This window comes from Haloarcula sp. H-hyl2, assembly GCF_056934385.1.
This window is the reverse complement of sequence record NZ_JBRIIJ010000002.1, coordinates 221,632-236,932: the sequence shown is the minus strand read 5'-3', so window position 1 is coordinate 236,932 and position 15,301 is coordinate 221,632. Positions and strand designations below refer to the sequence as shown.

The following is a 15,301-nucleotide window of genomic DNA, read 5'->3' as shown; positions in this document are numbered from 1 at the left end:
CGGGGCTAATCTGCGTTCGGTTCGACAGTATCGTCCTGCCGGTTTGGGTCGGCAAGCGCCATCGTGAGTGTTACTGCGAGGCGTTTATCCAGCGGTTCGTTCGCCCGACCGCAGTGGGGCGACTGGATACAGGCCGGACAGCCGTCTGCACAGCCACAGTCGGCGAGCAATCCCCACGTGTGCTGGAGGAGGTCCTCGATCTGATCGTATCCGTTGCGGGCCAGTCCGACGCCACCGTGGTAGCCGTCGTAGATGAACAGCGCACTCGTCTCCGTCTGTGGATGGTCCGTCGTCGAGATACTGCCAACGTCACGGCGGTCACAGAGAATCACGAGTGGGAACGTGGCGACGAGGGCGTGCTGGACCGCGTGGAGACCGCCCTCGAAGGAGCCGGACATCGTCTGCATGAGACCTTCGAGGCCCGGCGGAAGTGTCAGGTACAGGGCACGGGTCGACAGCGTCGTCTCGGGCAGGTCGAGTGACTCCTCGCTGACAATCTCGCCCGTCCGGTGGTCACGCCGCTGGAAGCCTGTGACCTGCTTTCGACGGGTCACCTCCGCGAAGTGGACAGTCACATCCTCGCGGGTCGCCAACGGTTTGGTGGTGATGTCCTCCTCGATCGTCATCGATTCCTCGAACTGGACGCGGGTCTGATGGTCGCTCTCTGTCGGGACAAGCCACGCCACGTCGCGGTCGAGGTCAAGCGACTGCACCTCGTAGCTCTGGCCCTGGTGATGGTAGATTGCGCCCGGATGGACATCCCGAAGCGCGGCGTCCAGTGGTAACTCTCCGAGTTCGTCGGCCTGACTGCCCCGGACCTTGAGGACGACGGTACGGTCAGTGATTGTTCGGAGTCCCCGTTCGTAGGGATTGACAGTCCGGCCGCTGGCCGTGCGTCGCCATTCGAGTCCATCGGTTGTCTGTCGGCGTGTCAGTTCACCGTCGTCAGTCAGTGTACTGACGATGTCGGGAAACGTCGGGCCGAAATACCGCTCGTCAGCGGTTCGAAGCGGTCGTTCGATGGCTGCGGCATGCGCGTGTAGCCGGAGCAGATGTGGGTTGGACGGGTTGGCAACGGCACGTTCCGGGGTGCCCTCGAACAGCTCGTCGGGATGGTTGATGACGTACTGGTCGAGTTGGTCTTCGCTGGCGACAAGGGCGACGAGACTCGGGTCGGTTCCACGCCCGGCTCGGCCGGCCCGCTGGAACGTCGCCATCTGTGTTCCGGGGTAGCCGTCCAGTAGCACGGCGTCGAGGCTCCCGATGTCGACACCGAGTTCGAGTGCGCTGGTACTCCAGACGCCCGCACACTCGTCGGTGTGTAACGCCGTCTCGATAGCCCCGCGGCGGTCGTCACGCAATCCCGCATGATACGCTGTGACACTCTCCGCGAGTTCGTTGTTCCCTCGCTCGGCGAGGGTGTCACTGCTGATGGTCGCATAGCGCTCTGCGGTCTGTCTGGCGCGGGTAAACGCTACTGTCTGGTACCCCCGCTGGACGAGATCGACGAACAGACGCATCGTCTCCCCGTGATGGGAGCGACGTTGGCCGGCCCCGACAGGGGCGTCTCCCTCGTCGTATTTCGGTGGTTGCCAGAACAGCCACTGGGTCGGCCCAGTCTCACTGGTATCCTCGTCAACGAGGGCGAACGAGTCGGTGGGCTGGCCGGTAATCGTCGCCGCGTGCTCTCGGGGGTTACCGATCGTCGCCGAACAACAGACGAACTGTGGGGTCCCGCCGAACCGGTCACAGAGTCGCGTGAGTCGGCGAAGCACAAGCCCGACGTGACTGCCGAAGACCCCACGATACTCGTGGACTTCGTCGACGACCACGAGGTCGAGTGACTCGAAAAAAGACTGCCAGAGATCCTCAGCGTGGCTGAGCAGGCCACAGTGGAGCATATCCGGGGTCGTCAACACGAGCGAGGGGTCATCATCGCGGGCCTGCTGGCGCTCGGCCGACGTGAGTCCGCCCGTATACTGGGTGACAGCAATATCTTCGAACGAGGCGGCAAACTCGGAGATTGTCGCTTCTTGATCGTTGATCAGTGCGACCTGCGGGCCGATATACAGCGTGCGTCCCTCGTGGTCGCGGGCTCGCTCTATGGCTGGAATCGTATACGTGAGGCTCTTGCCGCTCGCTGTCGGCGTCGCCAGGACGACGTTCTGGCCCCGGCGAATTGCCTCAATGGCGTCGGCTTGGTGTGCGTAGAGCTCGTCGATATCCCGGGCAGTGAGTCGTGCGGTGACCTCGGGGTCCATCTCACATGCCCGTGTTTCGGGACGCCGGGCAGCGACTGACCGCTGGAACCGTATCTGGTCGTGATAGTAGTCCCGACGCCGAACCCAGTCGACGAACTCGTCCACTACCACCCACTACACGCGCACTCGCATATAGGGCTATAGACTCGTGTCCTGAACACTTTACCCTAAGCCGTCGTACTCTTTCCCATGCCATTCAGCGTCAGTTGGCACACGCTCCTTGACGAACTCGATGACCTCTCCGACGGGGCTGAACTCATTACGCCGCTGTCTCACGACCGATTTCGAATCACGGACGTTCAGGAGCATCGTGTCATAATCACTCTTGACGAGTCCGGTGAGCGTCACCCACTCCAACGCGAGCAGTTTGAGACGCTCTACCGGCGGATTCAGGATTCGAATGGCGAGTTCGAGCTTGACCGCCTGCCGGCCGATGCCGACCCGTACCCGGCGGTCCTGAGCCTGCACCCGCGCTTCGAAATTGACGGTGATAGAGGGGTCATCGTCGAGACAGAGGGCCCGACAGAGACACAACTCGTTGACGGCGACACAGTTTCCGGAGCGGGTGACCGTGTCGAACCCGATGGACTGGATGTCTACTCCGATGCCTTGCTCCTCATCGACGCACTGGAACGGCATGACGTAACCGACCTCAGTGAGCTCGAGACGGACGCCTTGGTGAACATCTACACGCTCTGTTCGGATGTCCAGCGGAACGCAAACGAGTTCCGGCAGGATGTAGCCGACGTGTTACTTGACCGTCTGCATCACGACCAACCGGTCCACGGGCAGTACGGGTCGGTCCAGCGAACGTCACGTCGCAATCGCTCACTCAAAGACGAAGACGACGTGCTCGATCTACTGGAAGACGCTGGGATCGAACGTCAGCGCGTGATGAGCCTCGATTCGAGTAAGGTAGCTGAGGCTCTGGATGTGACTGAACTAGCTGAATCGGATCTCTACGAGGTTTCTGAAAGCGAGTACGTCCGGAAAGCCGAAGTTGACAACGATGTCAAGGAATCACGTCTCCAAGGACTGAAAGACCGACTGGCTGCAAGCGACGATGCAGAATCCGACGAACTACGGCAAGAAATCGAAGCCCTCGAAGAGCGTATCGACGACCTCACAAGTTTCAGTACTGGAACACAGATGCAGGGCTGACTTGGATACGTCTTTCAAAACTAGGCGCTATTCGGGTGGTAGAGGGCCTATAGAGCAGAATATGGGCAATATTAACTCAAAGTAAACTATCCTAATATATAAAGAAATGCCTAATAGCTGGCCCTTGGCTTCTTCTGTCCGAGTAATACGAGGACGACGAGCCGGCTGGCCACGATTTGCAGCCGATTGTTGCGATGGCTGTCCTTGTCTCGGCAACACGGGAAGTGCGGATCACCGACTGGTGACGTTGACGCGGTGAGTCGCGACGTGGAGGTACTCCAGTCGCGAGACTTCGGTCGACAGCGGGAGCGGTTCGTCTTCGAGGGCGTGGTCGAAGTGGACATTGCCGTTCTGGCCGAGCGTCAGGTTGCCGGTGATGACGGCACCGTAGAGGTGGCCCTGTTTGACGTAGGTGGAGCCGCCACCGGTCGCACCACCGGGAGCGTAGACGACGCCGTCGAAGACGGCACGTCGGCTGTTGCTCCCACCGATGTAGACGTCGGCGTCTTTCGGGGCAAGCACCTGAAGCCGGCGGGCGGTCTCGTTGGGGATGTGGGTCCGTGACCCCTTTCCGACGTAGAGGTCCGCGTCGCGGGAGCCTTTTCCGGTCACCGAGACACTGACCTCGGCTTCGCCTTTGACGATAATGCGGGCGCGACCGTTACCCTTGACAGTGAGGTTTCCGTCGATGCCACCCTGTCGGCGGACGGCCGCCCAATCCCGGACGGCGATAGTCACGTCACCGGTGGTGGCGTTCAGGACGACTTTCTCGCCGCGGACGTCGAGTTCGTCGACGTAGTACGCTCCGGGGCCGAGTTCGCCGGAACCGGTGAGTTCGTCGTTGCTGATGAGGCTGGTCGCGTTGTTGTCGTTGTTGACCCTGATCGTCTCGACCTGCTGGTAGACGTAGCCGTCGATGGGGTCGACGGGTACAACACCGTTGATCTGTCCTGTCGAGCCTGTCACCGTCCCCTTGTTTTTGTCGTAACCGTCGGTCCAGGAGACGTTCCCGTCGATTGCGGCCGCACTACTATCGACTTTGACGTAACCGCCTGATCGCACGTCGCTCCTGAGCGTGGCGTCGCCGGTGAGGTTGACGTCGCCGGCCGCCTCGACGGTCCCGTCACCGGTGGCCGACAGGGCGTAGCCGCCCTGCGAGGAGTTGTAGCTGTCGACGTAGGCACCGGTGCCGGCCAGTTCGAGTTTCCCCGGGCCGGAGGTGGCGATGATACCGTTCCGGGGGTTGATGACCTCCGGGAGGGCGAGGAACGTCACGCTCACGGTCTCGTTGTGGTGGTCGTACCGGACGATGCCGTCGGTCTCGTGCTCGAAATACCGGCCCCAGGCGTCGTAATAGTCGCTCCGGACGCCGACGACGATCCGCGCGTCGGTGACTTTGTTCTCCAGGCCGGCCGACGCGTTCGGGAACGAGCGCAGCGTCGGGCCGCCATCGGTGACGGTGACGTCGCTGTGGACGTGCTCGGTCGACCGGAGTTGGATGATCGGTAGCGTCAGCGTCTTCCCGGTGTAGTGGAACTCGGGACGGGAGACCGGGACGGAGCTGTCACCGTCCTGACGCCAGACGCCGCCACCCTGGTAGGCGATAGCGGTCTGTTCGTCCTCGTAGACGACGGCACCGAGCGAGCGGTTGGTGACCTCCGTGCGGGTCCCGTTGACGATGTCGACGTGGGTCACGGTCAGTCGTCCGCTGTCGGCCCGTGCGGTGAGACGGCCACGGGAGCCACCGACGCCCAGGGCGACACGCTGACTGGTGGCATCACCGAGAGCGACGCGACTCGTGGCCGAGTCCAGTTGGGTGAACGCCTGCTCCGCCTGGGCGATCCCGATGGACTGTTCGCTGTGCTGCAGGGAGGAACTGCCGAACGCGACGACGACGGTCGTCCCCAGCGCCACGAGCACGAGCAGGAGGACGACGGCGATCACCTCCGAGACGGCCCGGTCGCTGGGCGGTCGAGCGGCAGCCGTGCGGTCCTGGCTCGTCTCGGCGGTGTCTCGTCGCATGGTGTGGTTAGACCTCGAAGCTGCCCAGCGTCGCAGACTGGTCGGTGTTCGGATCGACGTAGATGACGCGGACGACCTCGCCCTGGGTGACGCCCTCCGCAGCGACCCAGCTATCGCCGCTCGTGAGTTCACTACTCGTGAGCGCGCTGCCCGGATCAGTCGTCGTCGCACTGCCGGTCGTCACGACCGAGACGCGGCCGACACGGACGCTGTCGCCGCCGTCGTGGCTCACGGTCACGTTGTCGCTGTCGGTGACAGAGAACGAGAGACTGGCCTGTGGCATCGTGGAACTCTGTGTCTGGCCCAGCCCCAGGACGGCGCTGGCGATGACTGCTGCGAGGATGACTGTGATCGCTACCATCAGGATGACGCCGATGACCGGACTGACGGCATCCTCGTCTGAGTGTAGATTGCTGACGTGCATGGTGTGACACCCCAACGGTCGATGCGGTCCACGTTCGTGTGTTGGACGACCACCCGGCCCGCTGGTGTTGTCGGACATATCCCTGGAGAGTGTCATTGTTATACGTCTCCTGACAGTACTGCCGCCGGGCGGAACCCGGTGACGGCGGTCGTACGAGGCGTCGAGCTCGTGAACACCTCTCAAGCCGGGGTTGAACTGCCGGGACAGCTATCAGTGGGGTGAAGGTATCGTATACTCCGGCGCAGACGGTCCCTAATCGGTGCTGGTGTGTGGCTCGAAACGGGTCGGGAACGGTTGTGTGTCGGTCGGCGGACAGTCGGTCTGTCGTCCGACGGAGAGCTGTTTTCGGGACACGTACGCGTACGGGTGGACTGTCACTCGTGTTCGGGTAAGCCTGACTGTAACAATACCCGTTCCGTGACACTGTGTTGGTAGTCAGCGGCCGGACGGCCGTCGACGGGACACAGAACCATGCCTCGAAGTCTTCCAACCGGGATCGACGTGCTGGATCGAAAACTGAACGGCGGTATTCCGCCGGGACGGGTCGTCGTCCTCTCGGCCTCGCCGACCAGTCAGTCCGAGCTGTTCCTCTACGAGGTCGCCTCGGTCCGCGAGACGATCTACGTCACGACGGAACGATCTGTCGACGCGGTCGAGGAGACCCTGGAGGGGATTGGAACGGATATGCAGGATGTCGCGGTCCACGGCGTCGGCGACGACCCGCTATCCCAGACGGCGGCGTTACTCGACGACGTCGCGGATCGGTCGGCGTTCGTCGTCGACCCCGTCTTGCCACTCGAACAGCAGTTCACGGCGTCGTACCGGTCGTTCCTCAACGACCTCACCGACACGATGATCGAGTCGGGGAGTGTGGCGTTCATGCACTGTCTCGACCGCCGGAGCGTGCCGGCGAACCGTGACACGACCGAGTACATGGCCGACATAATCTTCGACCTCTCGACGGACATCCGGGGGGACTCCTTGGAGAACCGGCTGGTCGTCCCGAAGTTCCGGGGTGGTCGCGCCCTGGAAGAGATGATTAAACTGAATCTGGCGGCGGATGTCACCATCGATATCAGCCGCAAGATCGCCTGATACGGACTACTGTAGTCTCGTACCGGTATCGTCGACCGGCCGTCGGACGATCACCGGTACACAGCGACAGTGATCCGTATGAGTCTCCGTCGGTCGTCCGCCGCGCTTTCTCGACGGGCCGGTCGGTCCGTCACGGATTCGGTAGGCGTAGTAGCGACTTGCTTCCGGCCAGCCGACCGGTCGCTGGCCGTTTCAGGCGGTGTGTTACAATGTCCCTCTCTGTGCAGAGAGGTAGACGATGCGTTCGAACAGATGGGCAGCAGTGGTCGGCCGTCGTGGGGGCGACCGCCACTGTCGACCGGTGTGGTGTGGAGCACGGGCACAGCAACCTGACGGCACGGGCAGGGGGCCCGTCGTTCCCGCAGACCGAGTGGCACAGACCTGCGCGCGGACCCGACGACTGTCTGCACGGGAGGAACTATGAGCGAGCGGACCGCGTCGCCACCGGCAGATCCAGTGCCGGAGGTGGCCGACGACGACTCCGAACCCGCCGTCACCGTCGGCGAGTACACCTGGGCCGACTACGAGGCCGAATACGGCGACGAGGGTGACTACGCGGTCGACTCGGGATCGGGTGGCCTCTTCGACCGATCGGACGAGGTCGACACGCTCGCACCCGACGCGGTGCTGGGGTTCGACCCCGACGATATCGAGGCCGTCCTCGCCGAGGCCAACCGCCGCGGGGAGCGTATGGATCGCCTCGAAAACCAGCGGACGGTCGACGTCAACCCCGACCTCGACGAGGACGCCTTCTTCACCGGGGCGGACGGCGAGACGACGTTAGTCGACCGCTACGACCTGGAGAAGGCGGTCCCGATGCCGAAGAAGTATCACTTCACCGAGGTCGAACGTTACTGGGTCGACAAGCCCTACGCGTTCGTGGTCATCTTCCACTCCCAGCGGGAGAACGAGAAGAAGTACTACGTCGTCGACCCGTACCTCAACGACATCGAGTCACGGCTCGTCGAGTACCTCTCGGGGAAGCTCCGGACCGCGATCAAGTACTCCGACGAGGACATCGTCGTCGAGGGGATGGACGCCGACCGCCGGGCCGTCATCGAGACGAAGGTCTCGCAGTTCATCGACCGGTACAGCCTCCGCGAGCAGGACCACGGCGGACTGTTCGCCCAGCTCAAGGGTGTGCTGTCACGCGACGAGGCGGCGACGAACGGCCACGCGCCCGGCGCGAGCGGGGTGCAGACGCGTCCCGAGCCGGCGGTCATCGCCGAAGACGCCGGCACACTCTCGGAGACCCAGATCGAGAAACTGCTGTACGAACTCAAGCGGAACTTCGTCGGCTACGAGCGGATCGACCCGATCAAACACGACATCAACGTCGAGGACATCTCATGTGACGGCTACAACGCGCCAGTGTTCGTCTATCACACCGACTACGAACAGCTGATCACCAACGTCGACCACGGGTCCGACGAACTCGACGATTTTGTCGTGAAACTCGCCCAGCGGTCTGGCAAGGGTATCTCCAAGCGCCAGCCGCAGGTCGACACGACGTTGCCCGATGGCTCGCGCGCCCAGTTGACGCTGGGTCGGGAGGTCTCCGATCACGGGACCAACTACACCATCCGGCAGTTCAAGGACATCCCTTTCACGCCGGTCGACCTCATCAACTGGCACACGTTCAGCTTAGACGAGATGGCGTTCCTGTGGCTCTGTATCGAGAACAACAAGAGCCTCGTCTTCGCCGGCGGGACGGCTTCGGGGAAGACGACGAGTCTGAACGCGGTGTCGCTGTTTATCCCGTCGAACTCCAAGATCGTCTCCATCGAGGACACCCGCGAGGTCGAACTGCCACAGCGAAACTGGGTCGCGAGCGTCACCCGACCCTCGTTCACCCAGGACGGGACCGGCGACATCAGCGAGTTCGAACTGCTGGAGGCCGCGCTCCGCCAGCGCCCGGACTACATCGTCATGGGCGAGGTCCGCGGCGAGGAGGGTCGGACGCTGTTCCAGGTCATGTCGACGGGCCACACCACCTACACGACGTTCCACGCCGACTCGGTCGGCGAGGTCATCAAGCGGTTCACCACGGACCCGATCAACGTCTCGAAGACGCTGTTTACCGCGCTGGATCTGGTCTCGGTCCAGACCCAGACGCGCATCCGCGGGCGGAAGGTCCGCCGGAACAAGACGCTGACCGAGATCACGGACTACGACTCCGAGAACGACGAGATCAGCGTTCAGGACGTCTTCCAGTGGGAGCCCGAGTCCGACGTGTTCCGCAAGATGGGCGCCTCGGCGAAACTCGACGAGATCGCCTTCGATCGGGGCTGGTCGGACAAGCGCCTGGAGGAGGAACTGTTCAAGCGCCGTGTCATCCTCGCGTACCTCATCCGGCACGACCTCAACGACTACGCGCAGGTCGCCGCGACCATCCAGGCGTTCATCAAGGATCCGGAGACGGTGCTGACGCTGGTCGCGAACGGCCAGCTCCGGGACTCACTGGAGAACCTCAAGGAGATGGAGAGCGTCCTCATCGACGTCGACGAGCACAAGGAGGAGATCGTCCCCCGGCCCGATCCGACCGACGCGGTCCGCGAGGAGACCGACCGGATCCTCGACCGGGCCGAAGACACGGTGCTCGCCGAGCATCGCGGGAAACAGCCCAGTAGCCTCGTCTCGACGCTGGCGACCATCGGGCAGGACGGCGAACTGATCGTCGCACCGACCGACGCCGAGGGACCGGTTGCCTCGGGGGCGCTGGCGTCCGGTGTCGGCAGCGGGAGTGCGGCAACCGACGGCGGGACCAGCGAGCGACCACCGGAGGGGGAGACCGATGAGTCTCGGCACGAGTGACGGGGTGCTCACTCAGTACCAGCGCCAGTCCGAGCAGGTGCGGGACCTGTTCTACCCGGTGTACGACCTGCTGTTTGAGGACGACAGCGCCTTCGTCGTCAACTTAGAGGAGAAGCTCTCGGAGGCGCGGCTGAACGTGGCCGTGGACCTGTACCTGACGGGTGCGCTAGCACTTGGGCTCGCTGTCGGGATCGGGCTCTGGGTCCTGGGGAGTATCGGCGCGCTCCTGCTGGTCGAACTGGGGCTCGTCGACGTCGGGACGGTCATCGGGGTCCGACTCCCAAGCGAGTCACTCCAGTCGCTGCTGGCCACGCTGAAGATACCGTTGCTGATCCTGTTCAGCGGCTTTGGCTTCGGGATCGTCGGGTTCCTCTCGGTGTTCTGTACGGCCGTCGTCTACCCGTACTCGCTGGCCTCCCAGCGCCAGCGAGAGATCGACATGCTGCTCTCGGACGCCATCTCGTACATGTACGCGCTCTCGGTCGGCGGGATGAGCCAGTTGGAGATCCTGGAGGCGATGGCCGACGCCGAGGACACCTACGGCGAGGTCTCTCGCGAGTTCCGGACGATCATGCAGGAGACGGCCTACTTCGATACGGACTACCGGACGGCGATCCGGAACCGGTCGATGGAGACGCCCAGCGACGACCTCGGCCAGTTCCTCACGGACATGCTCTCGATCATCAACAGCGGCGGGAGCATGAAGGACTTCCTGGAGGACAAGAAGGACCTGCACTTCCGGACGACCAAGGAGGAACAACAGCGGACCTTGGAGACCCTGGAGCTGTTCGGCGAGATGTACATCACGCTGTCGCTGTTCCCGCTCTTGCTGGTCATCATCCTCGTCATCATGCAGCTGATGGGCCAGGGCAACGCCCTGATGCTGTTCGGGACGGTCTACCTGCTCATCCCGCTGACCGGGGTGGGGTTCCTGGTGCTGGTATCGACGGTCAAACAGGATTCGGTCGGTGACGGCTACCTGGAACCCGACCGGGGATCGAACTGGATCGAGAACGAGTCGGCGAGCCCGCTCAAACTCGGGCTGATCCGGGAGTTCACCGGGTCGTATCACGTTTTCGACCGCATCAAGCGCTACCAGGAGGTCCACGAGACCGCCAAGCTGCTGGAGGGGCCCCACTACTTCTTCCGGGACAACCCGCTGTACACGCTGTGGGTCACCGGGCCGATCGCGCTCGGCTACGTCGGCTTCGCCGTCCTGACCGGGATGGCACCGACGACGTGGTCCGGGATGATCACACAGCCGGTGTGGTCGACGGTCAACTTCGCGTACATCCCGCTGTTCGTGACCTGTCTCCCGCTGGCAGTGTTCTGGGAGTGGAACGTCCTGTCCCGGCGGGCGGTGCTGACGAACCTCTCGGAGAACCTGCGGAAACTCGCCAGCGCGAACGCGACGGGGCTGACGCTGACCGAGTCGATCCGCATGGTCGCCGAGACGTCCTCGGACCGGCTCGCCGAGGAGTTCGGGACTATCTACGCCAAGAGCAACTACGGGATGGATCTGACCGACTCGTTGATCGTCTTCAACAACAAGTACCACATCCCGCGGCTCGCCAGGACGGTCAAGCTCATCTCGAAGGCCTACGAGACCTCCAACGAGATCTCGACGGTCCTCTCGACGGCCGCTCAGGCCACCGAAGCACAGGACGACATCGCCCGCGAGCGCAAGTCCCGCTCGCGGATGCAGGTCGCGGTCATCCTGATGACGTTCCTGACGCTGCTGGGCGTGATGGCCATCCTCAAGACGCAGTTCATCGACGTGATGGCCAAACTCACCGAGCAGACCGCCAGTTCCGGGAGCGCGACCCAGTCCGGCTTCGGCGGCGCCATCAACCTCGGGGAGCTCTCGCTGATGTTCTTCCACGCCGTGACCCTGCAGGCGGTCCTGTCGGGGCTCATCTGTGGATACATCCGTGACGCGAGTGTCCTCTCGGGAGTCAAGTACGTCGTCGGCCTGCTGAGCATCGCACTCACCGTGTGGGTGATGGTCGGATGAGCGCCCCGTCGGACCGCGGCCAGACGATGGTCGACTTCGTCGTGGCGATCGGCGTGTTCCTGCTGACGGTCGGGTTCGTCGTGGCGTTCGTCCCGCAGTTGACCGTGCCCTACCAGGAACAGGAGGATCCCGCCGTCGCCCAGCGGGTCACGAACGGGCTGGCCGACAATCTGCTGGCGGGCGACGCCCCCTCCGCACTCGACGAGGCGTGCACTGTCGCGTTCTTCACCCAGAGCGGTGCCGGTGGCTGTCCGTTCGACACGTCGAATCCGCTGCCCGATCAGGTCGGCGTCGGAGCCCGGTACCGCGTCAACGTCACACTCGAACGCGACGTCACCGGGGACACCTCGCTCGACGTGCTCTGTGCGAACAGCGGGTCGATCGGTGCCTGTGGCTCGGACCCGCTCCGAGTCGGACCGTCGACGCCAATCGACAGACGGTCCGTCGCCAGTTCCCGCCGGGCGGTCACCGTCGGCGGGACCGACGCCGTCCTGGAGGTGACAGTCTGGTAGTATGACGTCCCGTGCACAGGCGTTCACGCTGGAGGCGGTTATCGCCTCGCTGATCATGCTCGGGAGCCTGCTGTTCGCGCTGCAGGCGGCCGGCGTCACCGCGCTGGGGCCGAGCACGGCCAACCCGCAGGTCAGCAATCAGCTCTCGGGCGTCGCGACCGGAACGCTCGACGCCGCGGTCGCGAACGGGACGGTCGCGCCGACGCTCCGGTACTGGAGCGGCGGCCCGAGTGGCTTCCACGGGGCCTCGACCGACGAGCGGTACTACGTCTCCGAAAGCCCGCCGACGGCGTTCGGGTCGCTACTCGACAGACGGCTGGCCGCGCGCAACGTCGCCTACAACGTCGCCATCCACTACGTCGCCGCCGACGGGTCGATCCAGGAACGGCGGCTGGTCCGGTTCGGCGACCCGAACGACGACGCCGTCCGGGCCGCGACCACGGTGACCCTGTACGACAACGATACCTTGCTGGCGGCGGACGGGACGGCCCGGAACGCGACACTGGGGAACAGTTCGTTCTACGCGCCTGACGCCGCGCCCGACAGCCACGTCTACAACGTCGTCCGCGTGGAGGTGGTTGCATGGCGCGTGTAGACGACCGTGGACAACTGCTCCTGGCCGCGGCCTTCGGACTGGCCATCGTCCTGGTCGTCCTCGCGCTCGTAGTGAACTCGGTGGTCTACACCGGGACGCTCGCGACCACGCAGGGGAGCCACGGCGACGAACAGACCGCGGTCCGGTACCACCACGGGGTCGTCACCGGGATGCAGGGGACGCTGGCGACCGTCAACGCCCGCCCGCACGTCTCGCACGCGACGCTCACCCGGAACCTCAGCAGAGACGTGGCCGACTGGGACACGCTGGCCGGCCGACAGTACGCCGCTGAGGGGGTTGCCACGAACACGACGCTGCTCGCAACGACCAACGAGACACGGATCGGACAGAACGATTCGACCCGGACCATGACCGACCGGAGCGGTGCGGTCAACTGGACGGTCGCGTCCACGCCACAGATCTACACCTACCAGTTCGACGTCGACAGGGGCAGTCTCACCCGGGTCTCGCCTGGGACCTCCTGTGAAGCGACCGGCGACTGCTTCACCGTGGTCGTGGACAACGGGACGGCGACCTGGCGCCTGTTCGTCTACACGTCGCCAAGCGCGAACGATGTCGCCGTCGACGTCGTCGACGACGCCGGCACGACGACGACCTGTTCAGCCACCACCTCGCAGGCCGTCGTCGACCTCACGAACGGCTCGCTCGACGGGACGGCGTGTCCGGCGCTGAACGTCACGGCCACGCTGGACGGCCCCTACACGATCAGCTACGTCCGTGGCGGTGAAGCTGCCGGGACCTACGACCTCGTCGTCGAGGGTATCGTTCCGGAGTCGCCGAATTTCGACAACGACGCCCAGCCATACGCCAGACCCGGCGTCGCGGCGGTGAAAGTCCACATCGAGTACCGGACCGCCGATCTGACCTACAGCGCCGACACGCGGGTCCGCAGGGGTGAGCTCGATGCCTGATCGGGGCGTCTCGACGGCCCTGAACTACGTGCTGGCGCTGGGCATCGTCGCGCTGCTGGTCAGCGGCCTGTTCGTGGGGATGAGCGGCTTCGTCGAGGAGCGCCGCGACGGGGCCGTCCGCTCGGAACTGTCCGTCGTCGGCAACCGTCTGGCGACCGACGTCGGCACCGCCGAACGGCTCACACTCACTGGCGACGCTCGGACGGTCCGGCTCTCGGTGCGCCTCCCCGACCGGGTTTCGGGGACCCACTACCTCGTGAACGTCACCCGGAGCGCGCCCGAACAGTACCTGCTCGTCCTGCGTGCGCCGACGGCTGACGTCTCGACGACCGTCCACCTCCGGAGCCGCGTCCAGATCGACCAGACGACCGTCTCCGGTGGCGACCTGCACATCAGTTTCAACCGAACCACGGACCGCCTGGAGGTGGCCAATGCCTGAACGCGCCCAGAGCGAGGCGGTCGGCTTCGCCACGGTCTTCGGTATCGTCCTCCTGACACTGACGGTCGTCTCGGCCGGTGGCGCGGCCGGGCTGGACAACGTCCGGTCCCACCAGCAGCTCTCGAATACGGAGCAGTCGTTCGCGTTGCTTGCCGACAACGTCGAGGCGGTCACCGACGGCGCGCCGAGTCGGGCGACGCAGTTGAAACTCGGGGACGGACGTCTCTCGATGGCGGATACCGCCGAGATAACGGTCAACGCGACGGCCGTCACCAACCCCAGCCGGACCGTCAACTACACGCGGACCTACGCGCCGCTGGTCTATTCGGCCGCCGACACGCAGATCGTCTACAGCAACGGGGCGCTGATCCGGGCCGAACGCGACGGTGCCGTCGTGTTCCGGGAGCCCGACTTCGTGCTGACCAACGACACCGTACTGTTACCACTCGTCAGGACCGCCCCGACAGACACCCAGACGGTCGCTGGTTCGTCCACGCTGGTCCAGACACGACGGACCGACCGGGAACTCGTCCACTCGAACCGGTCGGCCTACGACGTTACCCTCTCGGTTACGACGCCGCGGGCGAGCGCCTGGTACGGCTGGCTGTCGGACCACCCGGCGACCGCCTGCTCGCGCTCCGGGTCGACGGTGACCTGTACGCTCCGGACCGACAGCCTCTACGTGACCGTCGACCACGTCGCGGTCGCGTTCGGTTGATCACTCGATCTCGAGCGATCCGCCGTCGCCCCCACCGCTCGCGTTCTCGTCCCACTCCAGTTCGAACTCGATACTCAGTTCGCCCGGCCCGTCGACCGGCCCCTCGCGCTCGGCTTTGACCTCGAAGGTCGGGTTCGCCGGTGGGTCCAGCGTCACGCTATCGCCGCCGGCTCGCAGCGTGATACTCTCACCGTTATCGAGGTTGTCAGCGACGGTCCGCAGGAGCGACGCGATGTCCGCCCGGCTCTGGCTCTGCTCGGATTTGAACAGCACTTCTTCTGGCATTGACAGGTGCTACGTCGCCGGTGCCGATA

Annotated in this window: 12 protein-coding genes and 1 pseudogene; 9 read left to right on the top strand and 4 right to left on the bottom strand. The window is 64.4% G+C overall.

The annotated features are described in order from the left end of the window. Positions 1-5: 5 nt before the first annotated feature. Positions 6-2,366 (bottom strand): DEAD/DEAH box helicase, encoded by a 2,361-nt coding sequence (locus tag Hhyl2_RS10875; RefSeq protein WP_483550799.1) that lies wholly within the window; start codon positions 2,364-2,366, stop codon positions 6-8. Between the two features lie 84 nt (positions 2,367-2,450). On the opposite strand from Hhyl2_RS10875, the gene Hhyl2_RS10870 reads away from it, so the two are divergent. Next, positions 2,451-3,422, top strand: coding sequence for a DUF7983 family protein (locus tag Hhyl2_RS10870; protein ID WP_483550798.1), 972 nt, complete (start codon positions 2,451-2,453; stop codon positions 3,420-3,422). Positions 3,423-3,653: 231 nt separating this feature from the next. Here Hhyl2_RS10870 and Hhyl2_RS10865 read toward each other — a convergent pair whose 3' ends face one another. Then, positions 3,654-5,444: a DUF7289 family protein gene (locus Hhyl2_RS10865; protein ID WP_483550797.1), complete on the bottom strand. Its 1,791-nt coding sequence runs from the start codon at positions 5,442-5,444 to the stop codon at positions 3,654-3,656. A gap of 7 nt (positions 5,445-5,451) precedes the next feature. Beyond that, a complete protein-coding gene (locus Hhyl2_RS10860) occupies positions 5,452-5,868 on the bottom strand; it encodes a type IV pilin domain-containing protein (RefSeq protein WP_483550796.1) in 417 nt (138 codons plus the stop codon). Between the two features lie 471 nt (positions 5,869-6,339). Between Hhyl2_RS10860 and Hhyl2_RS10855 the strand changes: the two genes are divergently transcribed. The 8 genes and pseudogenes from Hhyl2_RS10855 to Hhyl2_RS10820 all read left to right on the top strand — a co-directional run bounded on the left by Hhyl2_RS10855 (position 6,340) and on the right by Hhyl2_RS10820 (position 14,987). Next, on the top strand, positions 6,340-6,963 hold the full coding sequence (locus Hhyl2_RS10855; RefSeq protein WP_483550795.1) for an RAD55 family ATPase: 624 nt from the start codon (positions 6,340-6,342) through the stop codon (positions 6,961-6,963). A gap of 462 nt (positions 6,964-7,425) precedes the next feature. After that, positions 7,426-9,610 (top strand): annotated as a pseudogene (locus tag Hhyl2_RS10850) (type II/IV secretion system ATPase subunit); the annotation flags it as partial. 147 nt (positions 9,611-9,757) lie between these two features. Next, the gene (locus Hhyl2_RS10845) at positions 9,758-11,791 is read left to right on the top strand and encodes a type II secretion system F family protein (RefSeq protein ID WP_483550794.1); all 2,034 of its coding nucleotides are present in this window, start codon (positions 9,758-9,760) and stop codon (positions 11,789-11,791) included. Next, entirely contained in the window at positions 11,788-12,303 is a 516-nt protein-coding gene (locus tag Hhyl2_RS10840; RefSeq protein ID WP_483550793.1) for a DUF7287 family protein, read from the top strand. The genes Hhyl2_RS10845 and Hhyl2_RS10840 overlap by 4 nt, the downstream gene beginning before the upstream one ends. A 1-nt stretch (position 12,304) precedes the next feature. Further along, positions 12,305-12,898 (top strand): DUF7288 family protein, encoded by a 594-nt coding sequence (locus Hhyl2_RS10835; protein ID WP_483550792.1) that lies wholly within the window; start codon positions 12,305-12,307, stop codon positions 12,896-12,898. After that, positions 12,886-13,830 (top strand): hypothetical protein, encoded by a 945-nt coding sequence (locus Hhyl2_RS10830; RefSeq protein WP_483550791.1) that lies wholly within the window; start codon positions 12,886-12,888, stop codon positions 13,828-13,830. Before Hhyl2_RS10835 ends, Hhyl2_RS10830 begins: the two co-directional genes overlap by 13 nt. Then, on the top strand, positions 13,823-14,269 hold the full coding sequence (locus Hhyl2_RS10825; protein WP_483550790.1) for a DUF7266 family protein: 447 nt from the start codon (positions 13,823-13,825) through the stop codon (positions 14,267-14,269). The genes Hhyl2_RS10830 and Hhyl2_RS10825 overlap by 8 nt, the downstream gene beginning before the upstream one ends. Beyond that, a complete protein-coding gene (locus Hhyl2_RS10820) occupies positions 14,262-14,987 on the top strand; it encodes a DUF7289 family protein (RefSeq protein WP_483550789.1) in 726 nt (241 codons plus the stop codon). Before Hhyl2_RS10825 ends, Hhyl2_RS10820 begins: the two co-directional genes overlap by 8 nt. On the opposite strand, the gene Hhyl2_RS10815 is transcribed toward Hhyl2_RS10820, so the two are convergent. Further along, entirely contained in the window at positions 14,988-15,272 is a 285-nt protein-coding gene (locus Hhyl2_RS10815) for an amphi-Trp domain-containing protein (RefSeq protein ID WP_483550788.1), read from the bottom strand. Between the last annotated feature and the right edge of the window lie 29 nt (positions 15,273-15,301).